The 22,805-nt window shown below is 59.3% G+C and carries 21 protein-coding genes; 12 read left to right on the top strand and 9 right to left on the bottom strand.

Annotated features, from left to right (window positions below; all coding sequences use genetic code 11):
- Window positions 1–126: 126 nt before the first annotated feature.
- The gene (locus NTD86_RS18385; RefSeq protein WP_262204286.1) at window positions 127–387 is read right to left on the bottom strand and encodes a short-chain dehydrogenase; all 261 of its coding nucleotides are present in this window, start codon (window positions 385–387) and stop codon (window positions 127–129) included.
- A 328-nt stretch (window positions 388–715) separates the two neighbouring features.
- On the opposite strand from NTD86_RS18385, the gene NTD86_RS18380 reads away from it, so the two are divergent.
- The 5 genes from NTD86_RS18380 (at window position 716) to NTD86_RS18360 (ending at window position 6,770) form a co-directional block, all read left to right on the top strand.
- Complete coding sequence (locus tag NTD86_RS18380) at window positions 716–2,470, top strand: ATP-binding protein (RefSeq protein WP_262204285.1); 1,755 nt, start codon at window positions 716–718, stop codon at window positions 2,468–2,470.
- A 3-nt stretch (window positions 2,471–2,473) separates the two neighbouring features.
- Window positions 2,474–3,808 (top strand): sigma-54-dependent transcriptional regulator, encoded by a 1,335-nt coding sequence (locus NTD86_RS18375; RefSeq protein ID WP_262204284.1) that lies wholly within the window; start codon window positions 2,474–2,476, stop codon window positions 3,806–3,808.
- Between the two features lie 259 nt (window positions 3,809–4,067).
- Window positions 4,068–5,384, top strand: coding sequence for an MFS transporter (locus NTD86_RS18370; RefSeq protein ID WP_262204282.1), 1,317 nt, complete (start codon window positions 4,068–4,070; stop codon window positions 5,382–5,384).
- Window positions 5,385–5,727: 343 nt separating this feature from the next.
- On the top strand, window positions 5,728–6,024 hold the full coding sequence (locus NTD86_RS18365) for a hypothetical protein (RefSeq protein WP_262204280.1): 297 nt from the start codon (window positions 5,728–5,730) through the stop codon (window positions 6,022–6,024).
- Between the two features lie 125 nt (window positions 6,025–6,149).
- Window positions 6,150–6,770: a flavin reductase family protein gene (locus NTD86_RS18360; protein WP_262204279.1), complete on the top strand. Its 621-nt coding sequence runs from the start codon at window positions 6,150–6,152 to the stop codon at window positions 6,768–6,770.
- On the opposite strand, the gene NTD86_RS18355 is transcribed toward NTD86_RS18360, so the two are convergent.
- Together NTD86_RS18355 and NTD86_RS18350 are read right to left on the bottom strand one after the other, a co-directional pair.
- Entirely contained in the window at window positions 6,771–7,013 is a 243-nt protein-coding gene (locus NTD86_RS18355) for a hypothetical protein (protein ID WP_262204278.1), read from the bottom strand.
- A 44-nt stretch (window positions 7,014–7,057) separates the two neighbouring features.
- On the bottom strand, window positions 7,058–7,387 hold the full coding sequence (locus tag NTD86_RS18350) for a putative quinol monooxygenase (protein WP_262204277.1): 330 nt from the start codon (window positions 7,385–7,387) through the stop codon (window positions 7,058–7,060).
- Between the two features lie 319 nt (window positions 7,388–7,706).
- On the opposite strand from NTD86_RS18350, the gene NTD86_RS18345 reads away from it, so the two are divergent.
- Window positions 7,707–8,636, top strand: a complete 930-nt coding sequence (locus NTD86_RS18345; RefSeq protein ID WP_262204275.1) for an AraC family transcriptional regulator — start codon at window positions 7,707–7,709, stop codon at window positions 8,634–8,636.
- Here NTD86_RS18345 and NTD86_RS18340 read toward each other — a convergent pair.
- Window positions 8,631–10,268 (bottom strand): 5-guanidino-2-oxopentanoate decarboxylase, encoded by a 1,638-nt coding sequence (locus NTD86_RS18340; RefSeq protein WP_262204273.1) that lies wholly within the window; start codon window positions 10,266–10,268, stop codon window positions 8,631–8,633. The two genes, NTD86_RS18345 and NTD86_RS18340, sit on opposite strands and share 6 nt — an antisense overlap.
- Before the next feature lie 113 nt (window positions 10,269–10,381).
- Between NTD86_RS18340 and NTD86_RS18335 the strand changes: the two genes are divergently transcribed.
- Window positions 10,382–11,275 carry a LysR substrate-binding domain-containing protein gene (locus NTD86_RS18335; RefSeq protein WP_262204272.1) on the top strand — a complete coding sequence of 298 codons (894 nt, stop codon included), beginning with the start codon at window positions 10,382–10,384 and terminating at the stop codon, window positions 11,273–11,275.
- A gap of 66 nt (window positions 11,276–11,341) precedes the next feature.
- On the opposite strand, the gene NTD86_RS18330 is transcribed toward NTD86_RS18335, so the two are convergent.
- Together NTD86_RS18330 and NTD86_RS18325 are read right to left on the bottom strand one after the other, a co-directional pair.
- Window positions 11,342–11,959 (bottom strand): NAD(P)-dependent oxidoreductase, encoded by a 618-nt coding sequence (locus NTD86_RS18330; RefSeq protein WP_262204270.1) that lies wholly within the window; start codon window positions 11,957–11,959, stop codon window positions 11,342–11,344.
- A gap of 137 nt (window positions 11,960–12,096) precedes the next feature.
- Window positions 12,097–12,981: an MBL fold metallo-hydrolase gene (locus tag NTD86_RS18325; protein WP_262204269.1), complete on the bottom strand. Its 885-nt coding sequence runs from the start codon at window positions 12,979–12,981 to the stop codon at window positions 12,097–12,099.
- 106 nt (window positions 12,982–13,087) lie between these two features.
- Between NTD86_RS18325 and NTD86_RS18320 the strand changes: the two genes are divergently transcribed.
- Complete coding sequence (locus NTD86_RS18320; protein ID WP_262204268.1) at window positions 13,088–13,993, top strand: LysR family transcriptional regulator; 906 nt, start codon at window positions 13,088–13,090, stop codon at window positions 13,991–13,993.
- 412 nt (window positions 13,994–14,405) lie between these two features.
- Window positions 14,406–15,923 carry an MDR family MFS transporter gene (locus tag NTD86_RS18315; protein WP_262204266.1) on the top strand — a complete coding sequence of 506 codons (1,518 nt, stop codon included), beginning with the start codon at window positions 14,406–14,408 and terminating at the stop codon, window positions 15,921–15,923.
- Between the two features lie 93 nt (window positions 15,924–16,016).
- Here the strand turns inward: NTD86_RS18315 and NTD86_RS18310 are convergent, their stop codons facing one another.
- From NTD86_RS18310 to NTD86_RS18300, 3 genes are all read right to left on the bottom strand, one after another.
- Window positions 16,017–16,838: an ATPase gene (locus NTD86_RS18310; RefSeq protein ID WP_262204265.1), complete on the bottom strand. Its 822-nt coding sequence runs from the start codon at window positions 16,836–16,838 to the stop codon at window positions 16,017–16,019.
- Between the two features lie 104 nt (window positions 16,839–16,942).
- Window positions 16,943–17,929, bottom strand: coding sequence for an NAD-dependent epimerase/dehydratase family protein (locus NTD86_RS18305; RefSeq protein ID WP_262204263.1), 987 nt, complete (start codon window positions 17,927–17,929; stop codon window positions 16,943–16,945).
- 52 nt (window positions 17,930–17,981) lie between these two features.
- On the bottom strand, window positions 17,982–18,875 hold the full coding sequence (locus NTD86_RS18300; protein ID WP_262204261.1) for a LysR family transcriptional regulator ArgP: 894 nt from the start codon (window positions 18,873–18,875) through the stop codon (window positions 17,982–17,984).
- A 108-nt stretch (window positions 18,876–18,983) separates the two neighbouring features.
- On the opposite strand from NTD86_RS18300, the gene NTD86_RS18295 reads away from it, so the two are divergent.
- The 3 genes from NTD86_RS18295 (at window position 18,984) to NTD86_RS18285 (ending at window position 22,711) form a co-directional block, all read left to right on the top strand.
- Window positions 18,984–19,586, top strand: a complete 603-nt coding sequence (locus NTD86_RS18295) for a LysE/ArgO family amino acid transporter (RefSeq protein WP_262204259.1) — start codon at window positions 18,984–18,986, stop codon at window positions 19,584–19,586.
- A 230-nt stretch (window positions 19,587–19,816) separates the two neighbouring features.
- Window positions 19,817–20,413: a superoxide dismutase gene (locus NTD86_RS18290; RefSeq protein WP_262204258.1), complete on the top strand. Its 597-nt coding sequence runs from the start codon at window positions 19,817–19,819 to the stop codon at window positions 20,411–20,413.
- A 246-nt stretch (window positions 20,414–20,659) separates the two neighbouring features.
- Window positions 20,660–22,711, top strand: a complete 2,052-nt coding sequence (locus NTD86_RS18285; RefSeq protein ID WP_262204256.1) for a putative bifunctional diguanylate cyclase/phosphodiesterase — start codon at window positions 20,660–20,662, stop codon at window positions 22,709–22,711.
- Window positions 22,712–22,805: the final 94 nt, after the last annotated feature.

Below are 22,805 nucleotides of genomic sequence, written 5' to 3'. Positions count from 1 at the left end.
GATGCAGTACATAGATAACCGCGTAAAAACGCTGCGCTGCAGCGCCCGTCGCGGCGACTTTTGAGCGTGCGTGAACGTCAAAAATCGCCGCCTGCCACAGCGATCAAGGCTTGGGCTTGCGAATCGTCAGACCTGCAAGCGGCGCCCCAGTGCGTCCATCAAATCGCAGCCATCGCGCAACAACAGCGCGGCCGCCTGGGTGATGTGTTTCAGGTCTATGCCGTCAGCGTTAACGCCGTCGAGCCGGCTGACGCTTTCCAGCAAGTGGGTCACGGCCAAAATCCGCGCGGCAGCGTTGGCGTGAATCACATCGGGCGGGGTTTGGGTGTCGATGAGCATGCACGGGATCAAGCAGTCGATGGCCGTCATGGGGAAGGTAGTGCTCATAGGATGTAGCCTCAGTAGTTCGTTAAGAGACCACCACCTGATCGTCGCCAAACGATAGGTGGCAGCTGTACGCAGGTTGGCGAACCGAGAACTACTGAACCGGCAGACCCGAAGGTCTCCCGCGCACAGCTGCCATAACAGTTTGTGCGCGTACGAAAACACCTGCAAACAGCACAGAGCCTTCGCACATAGTTCTACGAGTCGCCAAACCCGGTCGCCATAGGGGCGACCGGCGCACTATAGGCGCCCGTGGGGTATGAGGCAAGGTAGGAGCCCGAACCGCCGCCATGCTATGGTTTGCGCCCATCAATCCAAGCCCAAGCCCTTTATGCCCGTGACCGCTCGCCACCTGCGTCTGGCCCTGTATACCTTGCTGATTGTGATCGGCGCTGCTCTGGCTGGCGGCTGGGCGATGCATCAGACCGAGCGCCATGCCCAGGAAGAGAGCGCCAAACGCGGGGCCGAGCAGCTCAACCTGTATGCCAACTCTCTGCACACCTTGATTGAGCGTTACCGCGCCCTGCCTGCGGTGCTGGCACTGGACTCGGAATTGATCAGCGCCTTGAGTGGCCCGATCACCCCAGAGCTGCAAGACCAACTTAACCATAAGCTGGAACGCATCAACGGTGCGGCGAAGTCATCGACACTTGAGTTATTGGACCCTACCGGGTTGGCCGTGGCGGCCAGCAACTGGAACACCGCCAACAGTTATGTGGGCCATAATTACGCGTTTCGCCCTTATTTCAAGCAAACCCAGGTTGAAGGCACCGGCAGCTTTTATGCGGTCGGGGTAACCAGCGGCATTCCCGGTTATTTCTTGTCCAGCGCCATCCACGACGCCGAGGGTCGGTTTTTAGGCGCGATGGTGGTCAAGCTGGAGTTTCCGGAGTTGGAGCATGAATGGAGCCAGGGCAACGATATTTTGCTGGTGAGCGACGCAAAGGGCATTGTGTTTATTGCCAACCAGCCGGGCTGGCGCTATCGCCATTTGCGACCGTTGTCTGACCAGGATCGCAGCGAAATCACCCTCACCCGCCAGTACCACAAACAACCGCTTACCCTGTTGCAAACCCGCACCCTGCGCAGCTTCGACGACAGCAGCTTCCTGATCCGGGCCGATGGCCCGGACGGCTCGCAAGACTATCTCTGGGAATCGTTACCGCTCAGTGCCGAGGGCTGGACCCTGCATTTGCTCAGGCGCCCACTGATTTTGGCCGAAGACAGCCGCAATGCCGCGCTGGCCGGGATTGGCCTGTGGCTGACCCTGGTATTTTCGGGGCTGTTGTTGCTGCAACGCTGGCGTCTGTCGCGGTTGCGCCAGCGTAATCGTGAAGAACTTGAGCAGTTGGTCCAAGACCGCACCCGCGACTTGCGCACTGCCCAGGACGGCCTGGTGCAGTCGGCCAAGCTCGCCGCGCTGGGGCAGATGTCTGCCGCGCTGGCCCATGAAATCAATCAACCGTTGACCGCCCAGCGCATGCAACTGGCAACGTTGCGCCTGCTGCTCGATCACGGCCGCATCGAGGACGCCTACAAGGCCCTGGCCCCGCTGGACAACCTGCTTACGCGCATGGCCGCGCTCACCGGCCACCTCAAAACCTATGCCCGGCAAAGCCCCAGCGGCCTGCGCGAACCACTCGATCTGGCAACGGTCGTCGACCACGCCTTGCAACTGCTGGAACCGCGCATCCAGGAAGAAACCATCGACCTGCACGTTGACCTGCAACGCCCGGCCTGGGTATGCGGCGACGCGATTCGCCTGGAGCAAGTGCTGATCAACCTGCTGCGCAATGCACTCGATGCCCTGCGTGACTCGCCGCGCAAACGGCTGGAGATCCGTATCCAAGCGGATCAACAGGTCTGGCATTTGACCGTCAGCGACACCGGTGGCGGGATTGCGGATGAGCATTTGGGTAAAATCTTCGACCCGTTTTTCACCACCAAGCCGGTGGGCGATGGTCTGGGGCTCGGGTTGGCGGTGTCGTACGCCATTGTTCACGAACTCGGCGGCCGCCTGACCGCCAGTAACCATGCCGAAGGCGCGTTGTTTACGCTCACGCTGCCGATCGCACAGGACTCTTGAAGCATGCTCAATTCAGTGATCGTGGTCGATGATGAAGCCAGTATTCGCAGTGCCGTGGAGCAATGGCTAAGCCTGAGCGGGTTTGAGGTGCAGCTGTTCAGTTGCGCCGAAGACTGCCTGCGCCAGCTTCCGCCGCACTTTGCCGGGGTGGTGGTCAGTGACGTGCGAATGCCGGGCATGGGCGGCCTGGCGCTGCTCAGCCAGTTGCAGCAACTGGACCCCGACCTGCCGGTGATTCTGCTGACCGGGCATGGCGACGTGCCGATGGCGGTCGAAGCCATGCGCGATGGCGCGTACGACTTTCTGGAAAAACCCTTCAGCCCCGAGGCACTGCTCAGCAGCCTGCGCCGGGCACTGGAAAAACGCCAACTGGTCCTGGAAAACCGCCGCCTGCATGAACAGGCCGACCTGCGCGAACAGATTGACGGGCGCTTGCTCGGCGTATCACGCAGCGTACAGACCTTGCGCCGACAGATCGTCGATTTGGCGCCATTGCCGGTCAACGTGCTGATCCGCGGTGAAACTGGCAGCGGCAAAGAACTGGTCGCCCGCTGCCTGCATGACTTTGGCCCGCGTGCCGACAAACCGTTTGTGGCGCTGAACTGCGCGGCCATCCCGGAGCAACTGTTCGAGGCCGAGCTGTTTGGCCATGAAAACGGGGCGTTCACCGGCGCCCAGGGCAAACGTATCGGCAAGCTGGAATATGCCGACGGCGGCACGTTGTTTCTTGATGAGATCGAAAGCATGCCCTTGGCCCAGCAAGCCAAATTGCTGCGGGTGTTGCAGGAGCAAAAACTTGAGCGCCTGGGCTCAAACCAGAGCATCCATGTCGATTTGCGCGTGGTGGCTGCCACCAAGCCGGACCTGCTCGACGAAGCACGGGCCGGACGTTTTCGAGAAGACTTGGCCTATCGCCTGACCGTGGCCGAACTGCGCCTGGCGCCGTTGCGTGAGCGCCGCGAAGACATTGCCCTGCTGTATGAGACATTTGCCCGCCAGGCCGCAGAACGTTTGGGTCGCAGCACCCCGCCCCTTTCCGGGCCGCACCTGACGCACCTGCTGAGCCACCACTGGCCGGGCAACGTGCGCGAACTGGCGAACGTGGCCGAGCGGCATGTGCTGGGCCTGGGTGAGCCGCAGTTCGACACGATCGAGGCGGGCCAATCCCTGGTGGCCCAGCAGGAAGCATTCGAAGCCCACTGTTTGCGAGCCGCCCTGAGTCGGCACAAGGGCGACATCAAGGCAGTGCTCAACGAACTGCAACTGCCGCGCCGCACCCTGAATGAAAAAATGCAGCGCCATGGGTTGGCGCGTGAGGCTTTTTTGAGTGTTGAATAAAACAATTCATTTGTAGGAGCCAACTGCCTCGCGAGCTTTTGATTTTTTAAAAGATCGCGAGGCAAGCTGGCTCCTACAAATGTGCGTTGATCGGCGGATTTCCGCTTACGCATAACCACCAACCAGCGGATTCCCGCTCATTCGTTCTTTGAAACCCTTGTAAACCGGGCGTTTCAGCCTTGGCACAAGTTCTGCTATAGCCCCGCAAGCTCGCGTTTCGCCGCGCTATAACAAAACCAAGAAAACAAGGATCCATTCAATGGACAACTCAAGCACTCTGTCAGCAGGGGCAGCCTCTGCAGCACCCAAGACAACGTCCAGCCGCATCAAGTCCATCTTCAGTGGCTCGGTCGGCAACATGGTCGAATGGTACGACTGGTACGTTTACGCCGCTTTCTCCCTGTACTTCGCCAAGGCCTTTTTCCCTAAAGGCGACACCACCGCGCAATTGCTCAACACCGCTGCGATTTTCGCCGTGGGCTTTTTGATGCGCCCGATCGGTGGCTGGCTGATGGGTCTGTACGCAGACCGTAAAGGCCGTAAAGCCGCACTGATGGCGTCGGTCTTGCTGATGTGTTTCGGCTCGCTGGTCATCGCCCTGTCCCCAGGTTACGAAACCATCGGCGTCTGGGCTCCGATCCTGTTGGTCTTCGCCCGTTTGCTGCAAGGTTTGTCGGTGGGTGGCGAATACGGCACCTCGGCCACTTACCTCAGTGAAATGGCCACCAAGGACCGTCGTGGTTTCTTCTCCAGCTTCCAGTACGTGACCCTGATTTCGGGTCAACTCATCGCGCTGGGCGTGTTGATCGTCCTGCAACAAACCCTCACCGAAGAGCAGCTGTACAGCTGGGGCTGGCGTATTCCGTTCGTGATCGGTGCCCTGTGCGCGGTGGTTGCACTGTGGTTGCGTCGCGGCATGCAAGAAACCGAGTCGTTCACCAAGGTCAAGACCGAGAAAAAAGAAAGCGCCATGCGCACGCTGCTGCGCCACCCCAAAGAGCTGCTGACCGTTGTCGGCCTGACCATGGGCGGTACGCTGGCGTTCTACACCTACACCACGTACATGCAGAAATACCTGGTGAACACGGTCGGGATGAGCATCTCGGACTCCACCACGATTTCCGCCGCCACACTGTTCCTGTTCATGTGCTTGCAGCCGATCATCGGCGGGCTGTCTGACAAGATCGGTCGTCGCCCGATCCTGATTGCCTTCGGCGTGTTGGGTACGCTGTTCACAGTGCCGATCCTGACCACGTTGCACACCATCACCACCTGGTGGGGCGCGTTCTTCCTGATCATGGCTGCCTTGATCATCGTCAGCGGTTACACCTCGATCAACGCCGTAGTGAAGGCCGAGTTGTTCCCGACCGAGATCCGCGCACTGGGCGTCGGCCTGCCGTACGCACTGACCGTGTCGATCTTTGGCGGTACGGCTGAATACATTGCGTTGTGGTTCAAGAGCGCTGGCATGGAAACCGGTTACTACTGGTACGTGACGGCGTGCATCGCCTGCTCGCTGCTGGTGTACGCCACCATGAAAGACACCCGCACTCACTCGCGCATCACCACTGACTAAGTCAGCGCACTCCCCCCGCAGGCGCACACCGGCTGTGCGCCTGCGGGATTAGAAACGCCCTCCCTCCCGCTCCCTCGCAGCACCGCTGACCCGATTTTCCTGAATTAATAGTCAGTTAATGGTGTTGGCTCACTATCACCCTCGACAAAAACCTCATACACGACGGCCACAACTCTGCCCTGCCAGGCATAGGGAACAGCCTTTTGACTGGTTTTTTCGACGGCTAATACATCGAATAAACTGATTTATAAACGCTAATTTTTGCGCTTTTTAATCAAATTTATCGGAGTAGCCTTAAACCCATAGCGATTCAACACCCATTACTGCAACAAGGAGTCCCCCCATGAAAACCCAATTGATCCTCGCCGCTGCCCTGTCGGTTCTGGCTTTCAACACTTTTGCCGCCGATGGTTTTGACCGTACCCAGTCAGCGACCTTTGCTGAAGACGGCTACAGCAACACCCGCTCGGCCGAGTTTGCTGCCGACGGCTACGACCGCACCCCTTCTGCCATGTTTGTGGAAGACGGCTACGATCGCACTCATTCGGCGACCCTGGCCGAAGATGGTTTCAACAACACGCGCTCCGCGACTTTTGCCGAAGACGGCTATGACCGCACCAAAGGGGCTCGCTTCAGCTAACCCTGGCGGGCGACCTGGTAGCCCGGCTTCGGCCGGGCTTAGTCATTTTTGGGGTCTGCGATTGTGATCGGGGCAAATGGCTAGCACACTATGGCCCCTCTAATTCACTGTTTGCGGATGCTGCCATGCATGACGATATCCATTTCTACGAACCGTCCAAGGGACACGGCCTGCCCCATGACCCGTTCAATGCGATCGTCGGGCCACGCCCGATTGGCTGGATTTCGTCGCAAGATGCCCAAGGGCGCTTGAACCTGGCGCCGTACAGTTTTTTCAACGCGTTCAATTACATCCCGCCGATCATTGGTTTTTGCAGCGTGGGCCGCAAAGACAGCCTCAACAATATTGAGCAAACCGGTGAGTTCGTCTGGAACCTGGCCACACGCCCGTTGGCCGAGGCCATGAACCAGAGCTGCGCGCCCGTAGGCCCGGAAGTGGATGAGTTTGCGCTGTCAGGCTTGACCACAGTGGCGTCACGCGTAGTCAGCGTGCCACGGGTGGCTGAAACGCCGGTGTCGTTTGAATGCAAAGTGACCCAGATCATCCAGTTGCAACGGGCCGACAAAGAACGGGTACCCAGCTGGCTGATTTTGGGGGAAGTGGTGGCGGTGCATATCGCCAGGCATCTGCTCAACAACGGCGTTTACGACACCGCCGCCGCTGAACCTATTTTGCGCGGCGGTGGCCCGGCGGACTATTTCCAGCTGGGCCCAGAAGCACGCTTCCAGATGCACCGCCCAAAGTAATTACCAGACCAGCTCACCGTCTGCTGTGACGTCTCGCAGACGTTCCAATTGCTCTACCGCTGCGGCATCGGCTGCCGTGGCAGTGGCGAAGACCTGCTCGTTGCTGACTGTGTGAAAGCGCGGTGCCCCGCCTTCGTACAAGGCTTTGACCGCAATGGCGGCATGGTAAGCACCTGCGACACCCATTTGTACCGGGACTACGGCTGATACTGCTTCAAACTGCTCAAACTCTTTACGCGCCATGCTTCACATTCCGGGCAGAGAAAAAGCCGCCATTCTATACCCGTTTAGCTGGCGCGCTTGCGCATCTGCGCGCTTTCATAGGCATTGAAGGTCTGGAAATCCAGGCTATCGACCACATCGTGGTTGAGCAACGCGCTGAACACGTCCATCAACGGCGAGTTGAAGTAGGCCTGCATCGCACATTCGTCTTCCCAATAGCCCGCGACATGCCATAGCAGCGGGTCACTGTCGCAATGCATGAGTGTAAAGTGCAGGCAGCCGGGAGTTTGCAGTGACGGTTCGACCAATGGCTTCAAGCATGCATGAACCTGGGCCGAACACCCTGCGCGCGCGCGAACCAGGGTCATGTGACTGACGGCATAGGACTGGGGCATGGAGGCCTCCACAGAGAAAAGTGGCGTGAGGGGAAGGTTCAAAGCTTAAGGCCCGCCGCTCAAGGCCGTTAGTCGATTCCTGCCCCAGACTTGCACGATTCTGCAAAATCACCGATCGATTCATTCGTTCATCAAGACGGACGCAGTGCACCGCCGATCAGAATTTCGAGCAAGTTAGCTTCGCTGTATCGGCTTATGTGGGCAGCCGCAGGCCCACGCTGACAGGATCAGGCAAGTCTTGAGCAGAAATTGGCTACCCGTGTGCCTTGCACAAATTTAAGCTGTGAACCTTCAACTGCTTGTTCGAGGACGCCTCCCCATGTCTCTGTCAGAATCACCGCGACCTGCGCTCGACAGCGCGCTCGAAAAACAGCGCGTGGAACTGGCCGACCTGATTAGCCGCCACACCCCGCAGGACGGCTCGTATGAGACCCGCATCCAGGCGTTTTTCCTGTCGCGCTACAGCCAGCCCAGCGGCTTTTCACCCAGCCTGCCCAAACCGGCGCTGTGCGTGATGGCGCAGGGCAATAAGGAAGTGCGCTTGGGCGATGAATACTTCGCTTACGACCCACTCAATTACCTGGTCGTCTCGGTGTCGATGCCCATCAGCGGCCGCGTGCTTGAGGTTTCGCCCCACAAGCCCATCCTGGCGTTGCGCCTGGATATCGAACCGGCAGAAATCACCACGCTGCTCAGCGACGCCGGCCCCATGGGCGTGCCGTCACGCCCTGCTGGCTGCGGGTTGTACGTTGAGCCGCTAGACCCGCCCATGCTGGACGCGTTGCTGCGCCTGACGCGCCTGCTCGACACACCGAAAGACATTGCCATGCTGGCGCCTCTGATCCGACGTGAGATTTTGTACCGTCTACTGCGCAGTCCGCAGGGTTATCGCTTGTACGAAATTGCCAGCGAGAACAGCCAGACCCACCGCGTCAGCCGTGCGATTTCCTGGCTCAACGATCATTTCGAGCAGCCGTTGCGCATCGACAACCTGGCCCGTGAAGCCAATTTGAGCGTGTCAACGTTGCATCATCGGTTCAAGGCCATGACGGCCATGAGCCCATTGCAGTATCAAAAGCAGCTGCGCCTCAACGAAGCGCGCCGCCTGATGCTCAGTGAAGGGCTGGACGCCTCGGCGGCCGGGTATCGCGTGGGCTATGAAAGCGCCTCGCAATTCAGCCGCGAATACAGTCGCCAGTTTGGCGCGCCGCCCGCACGGGATCTGGCGCGCCTGCGCAAGAGCTTATAACGCCAACGAGTGTTGCCAGTGCTGCTCGTCGATCTCAATCACGGTCGGCCCCTGGTGCCCGGCAGCCTTGGCCAGTGCCGCACGTAATTGCGCTTCGCCTTCAACGGCAATAGCCTGGCAGCCCAGCGCTTTGGCGGCGCCGATCAGGTCCGGGGTGTAGATGTCGACGCCCACAGGCTCAATATCGCGATTGACCATGTACTTCTTGATTTCGCCATAGCCTTGGTTGTTCCACAGCAGCACGATGATCGGCGTGCGCGCTTCAACGGCACTGGCCAGTTCCGGCAAGGTGAACTGCAAGCCGCCATCCCCGATCAGGCACAGCACCGGGCCCGGCGTGCGCCCTTGGGCACAACGCCCCAGCCACGCACCGATGGCGGCTGGCAAGGCATAGCCGAGGGTGCCGTAGCCAGTCGATGAGTTGAACCAGCGACGCGGTTGCTCAGGGTTGAACATCAGGTTGCCGGTGTACACCGGTTGGGTCGAATCACCGACGCACACGGCATCGGGCAGCACATCAAAAACGGTCTGCAAAAAGTGCGTTTGCGCGCGAGTCGGCTCATCCCAGCTCTCGGCCAATGCGTTGTTCAGGCGTGCGGCACGTGTAGCGCCCCAGTCGGCCTGGCGCTCGGGCAAGGCGTGGGCGCTGATACGCGCCAGCAAGGCTTCGGCGGCCAATTGCGCGTCGGCCACCAGCGCCAGTGCGGGCGAGTAATTGCGCACGGTCTGATCCGGGTCGATGTCGATGCGCAGCAATGCGCCGGGGATCTCAAAACCTCCGGCAAAGGTCACGTCGTAATCGGTTTCGGCCAACTCGGTGCCAATCGCCAACACCACATCGGCTTCGGCCACCAAAGCGCGGGTCTGCACCAGGGTTTGCGTGGAGCCGATCAGCAACGGGTGACTGGAAGGCAGCATGCCTTTGGCATTGATGGTCAGCGCCACGGGCGCGCCCAAGCGTTCAGCCAGTTGCAGCAGGGCCGGCGCGGCATCGATTGCCCCGCCACCGGCCAGAATCAGCGGCCGCTTGGCTTCGATCAGGCGCTGGCTCATCTGCTCAACGGCCGCTGGAGCCGCCCCGGGGCGGGCAATGTTCACCGGCAGACTGGCGAGCAAGGCATCGGCATTTTCGACCAGCACATCCAACGGGATCTCAATGTGCACCGGGCGTGGACGACCGGCCTGGAACAGCGCAAAGGCACGCGCCAGCACTGCCGGCAATTCAGCTGCCGACATCAGCGTGTGGGAAAACGCGGCAACGCCCGCCACCAGCGCACTTTGGTTCGGCAGTTCATGCAACTTGCCGCGCCCGCCACCCAACTGGCTGCGTGATTGCACGCTGGAGATCACCAGCATCGGAATCGAGTCTGCGTACGCCTGGCCCATCGCCGTGGTGATGTTGGTCATGCCTGGCCCGGTGATGATGAAACACACCCCCGGTTTGCCGCTGGTGCGCGCATAGCCATCAGCCATAAAGCCTGCGCCTTGTTCATGGCGCGGGGTCACGTGGTTGATTGGCGAGCTGGCCAGCCCACGGTACAACTCAACGGTGTGTACGCCGGGGATACCGAATACCTGCTCAACCCCGTACGCTTCCAGCAACTTGACCAATACTTCGCCGCACGTTGCCATCGATACTGCCCTCTTGTTGTTCGAGTGATGCGCCATTGAAGCGAGCGCAGGTGGCGGACACAACGCAAACCTGCTCATACTAGCCATGTCCTGAAATCATGGCTTGGTTCAACATGAAACGCCTACCGCCGCTGCCTGCGCTGCACACGTTTTTGATCACCGCCCGCTGCTGCAATTTCACCCACGCAGGTGAACAGTTGCACATCACCCAGGGCGCCGTGAGCCGGCAAATCGCCGGCCTTGAGCAGCACTTGGGTTATGCGTTGTTTCATCGTCAGGCTCGTGGTCTGAGCCTGACTGAACAGGGCCTGGCGCTTTACCCGCGTATCGAGCAGGTCTTCGACCTGATCGGCGAAGCGGTCGAGCACGCCAGCATCCGCCGCACGCCCCTGCAAATCAAAGCGCCGACCTGCATGCTGCGCTGGCTGCTGCCCAAGTTGATGGCGTGGCAAAAACTGCGCCCGGACGTACCAGTAGAACTGACCAGCAGCGTGCACCATGGCATTGATTTTCGACGTGAAACCTTCGATGCGGCGGTGGTGTACAGCGCGCAACCCGGGCCAAAGCGGGTCGGCCATCATCTGTTCGACGAGCTGCTCACACCCGTCTGCGCGCCGCACCTGCTGGAAGGCCCGGACGCCATCAACCGCTTGCGCGACCTTGAACAGCACACCTTTTTGCACCCCAGCCGAGACCAGCAGGACTGGACTCAGTGGCTCAGCGTGGCGGGACTCGAGGCATCGGCCATTCGCCAGAGCCAGTACTTTGACACCCTGGACCTGGCCATGACGGTGGCTGCTCAAGGCAGCGGCGTCGCGATGGGCGATTACTCGTTGATCGGCGAAGACCTGAAGGCGGGACGGCTGGCAATGCCGTTTGATTTGACGGTACGGACCGGAGCGGCCTACATGCTGGTGAGTTCACCCAGCAAAGAGACGCCAGAGCCCTTGCGCGAATTGATGGACTGGCTGGTCGTGCAGGCTCGCAATGATGCAAATCCTGTGTAGGAGCGGGCCTGCCGCGTTTAAAGATCAAAAGATCGCGCGGCAAGCTCGTTCCTGCAGGGATGTTGGTTAGTAGCCTACGGTGAAGCGCTGGCGTGAGTGCTGGGGGTTTTCAACTTCGTCCAGCAGGGCTATGGCGTAGTCGGCGAAGGTGATCCAACTTTTACCGTCTTTATCGAACAGCAAATGGTCTTTGCCCGAACGGTAGTGGCCGGTGCGTTCGCCTTCCACAAACTCGGCCGACGGCGACAGGAAGGTCCAGTCCAGATCGTGCTCTTTGCGCAAGGTGTCCAGGTACTCGCCGCCCGCCGTGGCTTCTGGCTTGTACGCTTCGGGAAAGCCCTCGCTGTCGATGACGCGGGTATCATCCGGCAACAGCAGCGAACCCGCCCCACCTACCACCAACAGACGCTTGATCCCGGCCTTTTTCACCGGCTCGATAATCGCCGATGCTGGCAAGGTCGAGAAATGCGCAGCGCTGAGCACCACGTCGCTGCCGGCCAATGCGTCTTGCAGCGCCGAAGCATCGTTGACATCAACGTCCTTTGCCACAACGCCATCCCGCTGACCGATTTTGGACGATGCATGGCGAGCAATCGCGGTCACTTGGTGCCCACGACGCAGCGCTTCTTCCAGCAGTTGACTGCCTGCGCGGCCAGTCGCTCCGATAATTGCAATCTTGCTCATGATGTTCTCCCGATGGATTGATTAGGTTTCCCCTGCCTCGCCCAAAAGAAGAAGGCACAGACCGCCGAACAGTTCATGAACACCGGCAATTTGCGCCCTCTGCCTTTGGAAGAGGCGGGGGTAAGGGTCGTTTTAAATCACCACTTCATTTCGCCTTTCGCCACTTTGGCGCTCAGTTCCAGCGAAGCTTCTTCACCCAGATCTGGATAGCGTTTTTTCATCGCAGCAATCAGTTCATCCGCGCTCTTGGCTTTGAGGGTTTCTTCATCAAAGGCCTTGATGTAATCGCGGGTGAAGTTCACCGACTTCAATGACCGGTCGTTGTCGCCCAGGTAATGCCCTGGCACGACGATATCCGGTTGCAGACTGGCGATGCGTTTGAGGGTAGACAACCATTGCCGGTGCGACTGCGGTGTTTGCGTGTCAGCCATCCATACGTGCAGGTTATCGGCCACTACCACGCCACCGACCACGGCCTTGAGCGAAGGAATCCAGACAAATGTGCGCTCGGGTTGGCGCCCGGTCAGGCCCACGATGTCCAGCTCATTGCCTTCAAGCTCCAGCGTGTTGCCCTTCATGACTTTCGGCACGATCAGCTTGCTTGGCACATCAGCGCCCATTTGCGGGCCCCAGTACGCCAACTTGGCGTCTTTGGTTTGCTCGATGTGCGCCACCGTCGGCGCCGAGGCCAGCACCTTGGCGTCGGGGAACGCCCGGGTCAGGGTGTCCAGGCCAAAGTAGTAATCGGGGTCGCCGTGGCTGATGTAAATGGTCGTAAGGTGTTTGCCACTGGCGCGAATCTTGTCGACCACCTGCTGGGCCTGAGCCCTGGAGAACTGTGCATCAACCAGAATCGCGTCTTTCTCGCCGCTGACCAGGACCGACGACACCGGGAAAATCGCCGAAGCACCAGGGTTGTAGACATCCAGGCTCAACGGCGCTGGCGCGGCGACGGCATGCGCAGTGAGTCCGAGTACAACCGCACTCAGGCAAAAACGGCGGACAGCGGACAATACGGTCATGGCAACTTCCTGTGGCAAGGGTCAGCGATGGACAGAGCTTAGACGCACAATAGACGACAAAAAATGCGATGCTTCGACATAGTTTGTTTCAGTAATCGGGCAGATCATGGATCGTTTAATTGCAATGCGTGTGTTTGTAACCGTCGTCGATCTGGGCAGCCAGTCGGCCGCTGCCGACCACCTGGACCTATCACGCCCGGTGGTGTCACGCTATTTGGCTGAACTGGAAGAATGGGTCGGTGCGCGCTTGATGCATCGCACCACACGCAAACTCAGCCTGACCGCCGCCGGCAACGAAACCCTGCCCCGTTGTCGCCAGTTGCTGGAGCTGGCGGACGACCTGCAAGCGGCTGTCAGCACGCCCGATGCGGCGCCACGCGGGTTACTGCGCATCAGCGTCAGCACCTCCTTCGGCCAGGCTCAACTGGCCTGTGCCATGACCGAATACGTGCGCCGCTATCCCGAGGTCAACATTGACCTGCAAATGCTCGACCGCACGGTTCACCTGGTGGACGAACGTATCGACCTGGCCATTCGAACCAGCAACGATCTGGACCCGAGCCTGATCGCCCGCAAGCTGACCGTGTGTCGCTCCGTGCTCTGTGCCTCGCCCGCTTATCTGAGCGAGCACCCTGCGCCGCAACAGGTCGATGACCTGAGCCTGCACAACTGCCTGAGCCATGCTTACTACGGCAAGAGCCAGTGGCATTTCACTGTGGAAGGTGAAGCCGTGTCGGTCCCCGTGCAAGGCAATATCAGCGCCAACGAAGCCAGCACCTTGCTCAGAGCCACCCTGGCGGGGGCTGGGGTCTCGCTGCTGCCCAGCTACCTGGCGGGGTGCCATGTGCGCAGTGGTGAGCTGGTGCGCTTACTGCCGCAAGCGGAGCCTTTGCAAATGAACATTTATGCCGTGTACGCCTCGCGCAAGCACATGCCCGCCACGCTGCGCAGCATGCTCGACTTTCTCGCCGAGCGCTTCACTGAAGAACCGTGGTGGGACAAGGGGTTGTGAGGGATGAACAGGGCCTTGACCGCTCGTGCTACGGACATGGCAAGTGCGCTGGGCTGAGCTAGCCTTAAGGGTGTGAAGTCTAGGTCTGACTCCGTGAATGACAGGAGAGAGATAAGCCATGACCACTCAAACAAAAACAAGATGCATAACCGTGTTCATTATTTTTGCTGCCGCTGTACTGTTTGCTGGCGCCTGCTATCGCGCCGAGCAAACGCGAATGTCGACAGGGCTGACAGCCAGTTGTTTTGGCGGGCACTGCACGTCGATGTTTACCACACTCAGGTGACGCCAACGGTGGGCAGACTCTGTGTGAAAAATGACGGCGGCCTTACTTACGAAGCTATCGAATAGCAGGCTATCGAGTACAATCGCGGGCATCCCGCCCCACGTTCGATGCCCGCAGGTGTACTTCGTGACCAGTCTTAACCAGCCTCCACAATCCAAACCCGCCATTCGCAGCATTCTGGTTGCCCTGATGCTGGCTATTTTTCTGGGGGCGCTGGACCAGACCATCGTCGCCGTGTCGATCCCGGCCATTTCTGCGCAGTTCAAAGATGTCAGCCAACTGGCCTGGGTGATTTCCGGCTATATGGTGGCCATGACCGTGGCCGTACCGATTTACGGCAAACTCGGCGATTTGTACGGGCGCAGGCGCCTGATGCTGTTTGGGATGGGCGTGTTTACCCTGGCGTCGTTGTTTTGCGGGCTCGCGCAGAACATGGAGCAACTGGTGCTGGCGCGGATCATTCAAGGGATCGGCGCCGGCGGAATGATCTCGGTCAGCCAGGCAATCATTGGTGACATCGTCCCGCCCCGCGAGCGCGGCCGCTATCAAGGGTATTTCAGCAGCATGTACGCCGTGGCCAGCGTCGCCGGGCCGGTACTGGGCGGCTACATGACCGAGTATTTGTCCTGGCGCTGGGTGTTCCTGATCAACTTGCCACTGGGCCTGGTGGCGTGGCTGACGGCTTATCGCACGCTGATCGGGCTGCCTGTCCCGCAGCGCAAGCCGATTATCGACTACGTCGGCACGGTGCTGATGATTGTCGGCCTGACGTCGCTGCTGCTGGGCATTACTTTTATTGGCCAGGGCCACAGCTGGCGCGATGATCAGGTGCTGAGCCTGCTGGCGGCGGCACTGGTCGCGCTGGTGCTGTTTGTGTGGCACGAACGACGCACCCTGGAGCCTTTGCTGCCAATGCACCTGTTTGCCAACCGCAACGCGGTCTTGTGCTGGTGCACCATTTTCTTCACCAGTTTCCAGGCTATTTCACTGATTGTGCTGCTGCCGTTGCGTTACCAGAGCATCACCGGCGCCGGGGCTGACAGTGCGGCTCTGCATTTGCTGCCACTGGCAATGGGCCTGCCGATCGGCGCTTACTTTGCCGGGCGGATGACCTCCGTGACCGGGTATTACAAACCGATGATCCTGAGCGGGGCGATTCTCATGCCCTGCGCCATTGCCGGCATGGCCTTCAGCCCACCGAACGCCGAACTGTTGAGTGGCGTGTTTATGTTGCTGAGCGGAATTGCTTCTGGGCTGCAGTTCCCGACGTCGCTGGTGGGCGCTCAAAACTCGGTGCAGCAGTCGGATATTGGCGTTGCTACCAGCACCACTAACCTGTTCCGCTCACTGGGTGGCGCCGTGGGTGTGGCGCTGATGTCGGCCTTGCTGCTGGCCTTGCTGCATGAGTCATTACTGACTCCGGCGGGCGGCCAGCCGTTGCTGGGTGAAGGCAGCTCGGGCAATGCGCTGCTCGACGGTCTGAACGCCGTACAAGGCCCGGCACTGGAGCTCTTGCGCGGTGAGTTGCTGATGACCTTCCGCCACTTGCTGCTGGTCAGCGCGGCCATTTCACTGTTGGGGTTGATCGCAGCCCTAGTGATGCCCAATCAGGTGCTGCGCGGTCGCGGGGATAAAGCGCAGTAACTGCCTGCTCCCTTGCAGGAGCGAGCATGCTCGCGATCTTTTAAAGTTCAAAGGATCGCAAGCAAGCTCGCTTCAGGGGTTTGGGCAAACGGGTCATGGCCGGGCGCTGATCTGTTTTTGCAGGTTCTGGATCTGGCTCTGCAGGGTGGTGATGTTGCGTGTCACTTGCGCACGAAACACGTCGAACTCAGCATTATTGGGACCTTGGGACGCAGCCGGACGATTTTCCAGCTGGCTTTTGAGCACGATCACGTCTTGCTCCAGGCTCTTCAAGGCATCGTTCGGATTACCCTGCTTTTTCAAGGTGCTTACTTCACCTGCCTGCTGCGCAACGGTGGCCTTCAAGGTGGCCAATTCCGCGCCCATGGCCTTGAGGTCGTTCTCAAGCTGGGTCTGGGTTTCTTTCTGCGCGTTTACTTGCAGCACCATCGCGGCATTGATTTGCTCAAAGCGCTGGTCAAGGTCGCCCATCTGCCCCGCCACCAATCCCTGCTGGTGCTTTGTTTGTTCGGCGAGCTGATCTTCGAGCTGCTTGATCTGCAATTTCAGGGCTTCACTGCCGCTGTTGAGAGTCGACTCGCTGGCCACCACCTTGCCCGAAATAGCCTGCAAACGCCCCGCTGCTTCCTCACTGATGCGGGCAAAACTTTCCTGGGTGGCGACCAGTTGCTGCTCCATCAACGAAATTTGTTGAAAACTCCACCAGGCCAGGCCGCCAAAGGCCAGCAACACAGCCAGGATCAACGCCCACAAAGGCCCCGTGCTTGGCCCCTTGGCCTTAGTCACCGGCGTGCTGCGCGAATAAACCGCAGTACGCTCACGTGCCCCGCCCGTCGACGCCAACTCATCATGGTCATCTGCATCGGCGCGCAGCGTCGGAACATTGTCGAAGTCGTCTCGTGAGTCGTTACGCATTGAAAGTCCTTAAAAGCTACAAGCGGCAAACTTCAGGCCGCAAGCTTAAAGCATGCGCCCACAAACTTGCAGCTTGCCGCTTACCGTTTGAAGCTAGCCGTTGCTTAATGCTGCGCTTTCCACCAACCGCAAAACTCATCCAGGGCCGCCCACAGGCTGACCTTGGGGTCGTAGTCGAGGTAATGCCGGGCCCGGCTGATGTCGAGGGTGAAGTCTTTGTTCATCATCTGTACGCCCAAACGCGACAGCGTCGGTGCCGGTTGCCCGGGCCACAGTTTACAGCCGACCTCGCTCAGCGCGCCCACGCCATAAGCCATGGCGTATCCACGATAACGGGTAACGGGCGGCACGTTCACCTGGCGCATCACGTAATTGACCACATCCCAGTAAGGGATCGGCGCGCCATTGCTGATGTTGTAGGCCTTGCCCAAGGCCGAGCCACTCACCAGGACGCTGCTCATCAGCGCGTCGTTAAGGTTTTGGATGCTGGTGAAGTCGACCTTGTTCAGGCCATTGCCAATGATCGCTACGCGATTTTTGCGTTGCAGTTCCAGCAGCCGCGGGAACAGGCTCATGTCCCCGGCACCCGTGACAAAACGCGGGCGCAGGGCAATCACTTCGAGACCGAATTCCTGTGCGCCAAAGACTCTTTGCTCGGCCAGGAACTTGGTCTCGGCATAGGGATGCTTGAAACGTCGCGGAACCTGCTCTTCTGTCAGCCCCAGATGCGGGTTGCCGTCAAAGTACAGCGAAGCCGAAGACAGATACACCAGGCGTCTAACCCGTTGTTTCAAGCACGCTTCGACCACGTTTTCAGTGACCAGCACGTTGTCGCGGAAGAAGTCCTGATAACGCCCCCAGGCGCCAACATGCCCTGCGCAATGCACCACCACATCGACATCGACGCACAAGTCACGCACCAACAGGCCATCGGTCAAATCACCCTGGATAAATTCAGCACCGCGCCGCACCAGATGCTCAACACCTTCGGCTCGACGCCCGCTGACCCGCACGTCAAAGCCCTGCTCCAAGGCAAAACGCGCAAAGCGTCCGCCAATAAAGCCGCTCGCGCCGGTGACCAGAATCTTCATCAATTGCTCCAAATGCTGTAAGTCTTGTTGCCTGCTGTTTAAACGTCGGTCGTCAGGCCAAAGGCACTAACCAACGTGATGCCGAGCGAGATAAATGTGCCGTCAGCGCTTCCAGCACTTGCCCACCATTGCGCCAATGATGCCAGTACAATGGCACGTCTATCGGTTTATCGGGCAAAAGCTCAACCAACGCGCCACTGGCCAGTTGCTCAGCCGCTTGCTGCTCGGGAATCAGTCCCCAACCCAACCCGGCCTCAGTCAGGCGCAGAAACCCTTCTGATGAGGGGCACAGATGGTGCTCGAAACCACCGTCCACGCCCAGTGCCGCCAGGTACCGATGTTGTAAAAAATCATCAGGGCCAAACACCACTGCCGGGGTTTTGGGCAACCGTGCAGCAATCACCCCCTGCGCAAAATACCGTTCAATAAATGCCGGGCTGGCCATGGCGCGATAACGCATGGCGCCCAGCAACACACTGCGCGCGCCCGCCACCGGGCGCTCGCTGGCACACAGGCAAGCCGCCACTTCGCCCGCGCGCATGCGCTTGAGGCCAACGGTCTGGTCTTCCACCACCAGATCCAGTAACAAATGGTGCTCAGCGCAGAAATCTCCCAAGGCCTGTGCCCACCATGTGGCCAGGCTGTCGGCATTCAAGGCGATCCGCAGCCGCTCGGGCAGGCCTTCATCGTCCAGCGCCGGGACAACGCTTTGCAGGTCGCGCTCCAGCAAGCGCACTTGCTGCACATGGTTGAGCAAACGCCGACCGATGTCCGTTGGGCTGGGTGGCGTGGCGCGCACCAGCACGGGCTGCCCGACACGAGCTTCCAAGAGTTTGATGCGCTGGGAAATAGCCGATTGTGACAGCCCCAGCACCTGCGCTGCACGTTCAAAACCGGCCTGCTCTACCACGGCGGCCAAAGCCGAAAGCAATTTATAGTCGAACATCAGTTTTCCTAATGGGCGATCAGCAATATTGGTTTTTCTTATACAGCCAAGCCTCGGACAATAGCCAGCATCAACCTCTCTTGTGATGCAGTTCGGCGAGTATTTCTTATGTGGCAAAGCTACGTGAATGGCCTGTTGGTCGCGTTCGGGCTGATTATGGCAATCGGTACCCAAAACGCTTTCGTGCTGGCGCAAAGCTTGCGCCGTGAACATCACCTGCCCGTGGCAGCTTTTTGTGTGATTTGCGATGCGTTGCTGGTGGCGGCCGGGGTCTTTGGGCTGGCGACGATTCTGGCGCAAAACCCGGTGTTGCTGAGTGTGGCGCGCTGGGGCGGTGCGGTGTTTTTGTTGTGGTACGGCACCCAGGCGCTGCGCCGCGCCTTTTCGGCGTCCAGCCTTGAACAGTCCGCAGGGCAAACGGCGCGTTCACTCAAGGCGGTGATGCTCAGCGCGTTGGCGGTGACGCTGCTTAACCCGCACGTTTACCTGGATACCGTGTTGCTGATCGGCTCCCTCGGCGCGCAGCAAAGCGTGCCCGGCGCCTACGTAGTAGGGGCGGCGAGTGCCTCGCTGATGTGGTTCTTCACCCTGGCGCTGGGCGCCGCATGGCTCGCGCCCTGGCTGGCCCGCCCCGGCACCTGGCGCCTGCTCGATCTGATGGTGGCGGTAATGATGTACGCGGTGGCGGTGCAGTTGATCGTGGCGGGTTGAGTGTTGCACGGCGCGTTCGCAAGCTCATTTCGAGGGTCTGAGAAAACATCGAGTTTTTGAATCAATCTCGCTGAAACGTCTATTCCACACAGTTGTCGCGTGGTTATGCCGCAACCCCGGTGCTATGATCCAACGCTTGCGCCGCAAAGAGTACAAACTCCACGGCGCGTGTTTGGCCGCCCGTGATCGGCCTTGCGCTCACCGCAACTGACCTGATTAGGAGAATCAACATGGCTTTCGAATTGCCGCCGCTGCCGTACGCCCACGATGCCTTGCAGCCGCACATCTCCAAGGAAACCCTGGAGTATCACCACGACAAGCACCACAACACCTACGTCGTGAACCTGAACAACCTGGTGCCAGGCACCGAGTTCGAAGGCAAAACCCTGGAAGAGATCGTTAAAACCTCTTCGGGCGGTATCTTCAACAACGCCGCTCAAGTGTGGAACCACACGTTCTACTGGAACTGCCTGTCGCCAAACGGCGGCGGCGAGCCTACCGGCGCTCTGGCTGAAGCCATCAACGCTTCTTTCGGTTCGTTCGAGAAGTTCAAAGAAGAATTCAGCAAAACCTCCATCGGCACTTTCGGCTCCGGCTGGGGCTGGCTGGTGAAGAAGGCTGACGGTTCCCTGGCCCTGGCCAGCACCATCGGCGCCGGCAACCCGCTGACCAGCGGCGACACCCCGCTGCTGACCTGCGACGTTTGGGAACACGCTTACTACATCGACTACCGCAACGTGCGTCCGAAGTATGTTGAGGCGTTCTGGAACATCGTTAACTGGAAGTTCGTTGCTGAGCAGTTCGAAGGCAAAACCTTCACTGCCTGAAACTGACTTCAGTTAAAAAAAACCCGGCTTTGCCGGGTTTTTTTTGGCCCACGTAAAAGTGCGTGGCAACGGCTCTTCAGACTACTATCACTCTTATGTTTTTTTCATTCGACGCCTCAAGTTAAGTCCACAGCGGACCGACACATAGGCCAGTGCCCAAGCCCCGGGGTAGCGCCCACCAATCAGATGAACACTTACCCGCCCCCATGACCTCAGATATGTCGGCAAGAAACAAGGAATGACCCTTTGAAGCTGGAATTCAAGAACAGCTTGTCGATCAAACTACTCCGGATCGTGTTGCTTTCAGCATTGATCGTGGGCGCAGTGTTGGGCTGCGCACAAATTGTGTTCGACGCTTATCTAACGCGCCAAGCGGTCAACGAAGACGCTAGGCGGACCCTCAACATGTTCCGCGACCCATCCACCCAAGCGCTGTATAGCCTGGACCGGGAAATGGCGATGCAGGTCATCGAGGGGTTGTTTCAGAACACGGCGATCCGCCAGGCATCGATCGGCCCACCGAGTGGAGCCTTGCTCGCAGAAAAGATCCGCCCTCTGCAAGACACCTCAAGCCGATGGCTGACTGACGCCATTCTGGGCCAGGAACGCTCCTTCAAGACGCCGTTGGTGGGTACGGGCACAGACCAGGAATACTACGGCGACCTGAGCATTACGCTCGACACCGCCACCTACGGCCAAGGCTTCTTGACCAACGCCGGCGCCCTGCTGCTCTCGGGCGTGTTGCGAGCGCTGCTGATGAGCCTGGTGCTGTACCTGATTTATCACTGGTTGCTGACCAAACCCCTGTCGAAAATGATCCAGCACCTGACCAGCATCAACCCGGATCACCCCAGCGCGCATTTGATCCCGCAACTCAAAGGCCACGAATCCAATGAACTGGGGGTCTGGGTCAACACCGCCAACCAGTTGCTGGCCTCGATAGAGCGCAACGCGCATTTGCGCCACGAAGCTGAAAGCTCCTTGCTGCGCATGGCCCAGTACGACTTCCTGACCGGGCTGGCGAATCGTCAGCAACTGCAAACCCATCTGAGCAAGATTCTGGTGGAGGCTGGCCGCTCTCAACGCCGCGTTGCCGTGCTGTGTGTTGGCCTGGACGATTTCAAGGGCATCAACGAGCAATTCGGTTATCAGACTGGCGACCAGTTGCTGCAAGCCTTGACCGACCGCCTGCGCGCCCACAGCGATAGCCTGGGGGCGCTGGCGCGTCTGGGCGGTGATCAGTTCGCTCTGGTGCAGGCCCATATCGAGCAGCCCTATGAAGCCGCCGAGTTGGCACAACGCATTCTGGATGACCTGGAAAAGCCGTTCAGTGTCGGTCAGCAAAACATCCGCTTGCGCGCCACCATCGGGATCACGCTGTTCCCCGAAGACAGCGACACCTCCGAGCAGTTGCTGCAAAAGGCCGAGCAGACCATGACGCTGGCCAAGAGCCGCTCACGGGGGCGCTACCAGTTTTATATCGCCAGCGTGGACCGCGAAATGCGCCGCCGTCGCGAGCTGGAAAAAGACCTGCGAGAGGCCCTGCTCGGCAACCAGTTGTACCTGGCCTATCAACCGCAGATCCGCTACAGCGACCACCGCGTGGTCGGGGTCGAAGCCTTGCTGCGCTGGCAGCACCCCGAGCACGGCATGATCCCGCCCGACCTGTTTATCCCGTTGGCAGAAGCCAATGGCAGCATCATCGACATTGGCGAGTGGGTACTGGATCAAGCCTGTTGCCAGCTACGCGAATGGCATGATCAGGGGTTCACCGAATTGCGCATGGCGGTCAACCTCTCGACCGTACAGTTGCACCACGCCGAGCTGCCCCGGGTGGTGAATAACCTGTTGCAGATGTACCGCTTGCCACCCGGCAGTCTTGAGCTGGAAGTGACGGAGACCAGCCTGATGGAAGACATCAACACCGCCGCCCAGCACCTGCTGAACCTGCGCCGCTCCGGCGCGCTGATTGCCATTGATGACTTCGGCACCGGTTATTCATCGCTGAGTTATCTCAAAAGCCTGCCATTGGACAAGATCAAGATCGACAAGAGCTTCGTCCAGGATCTGTTTGACGATGACGACGATTCCACCATCGTGCGCGCCATTATCCAACTGGGTAAAAGCTTGGGCATGCAAGTGATTGCAGAGGGCGTCGAAACCCTCGAACAGGAAACGTATGTGATCACAGAAGGGTGCCATGAAGGCCAAGGCTATCTGTACAGCAAACCGCTGGGAGCGCGGGAATTAGGCGTTTATCTGAAACAGGCCCAGCGCAATAACGCACTTAATATGTAATTTTATGTTTCAAGATTTTTGCTTAAGTCATGCAGGCCGTGGCCTTGGCGCATTAGTAAATAGGAAATATTTACAACCATAACCCTTTACACAA

The sequence above is a fragment of the Pseudomonas sp. 7P_10.2_Bac1 genome (genome assembly GCF_025465935.1).
Lineage (GTDB): Bacteria > Pseudomonadota > Gammaproteobacteria > Pseudomonadales > Pseudomonadaceae > Aquipseudomonas.
This window is presented reverse-complemented; position numbering and strand designations above follow the sequence as displayed.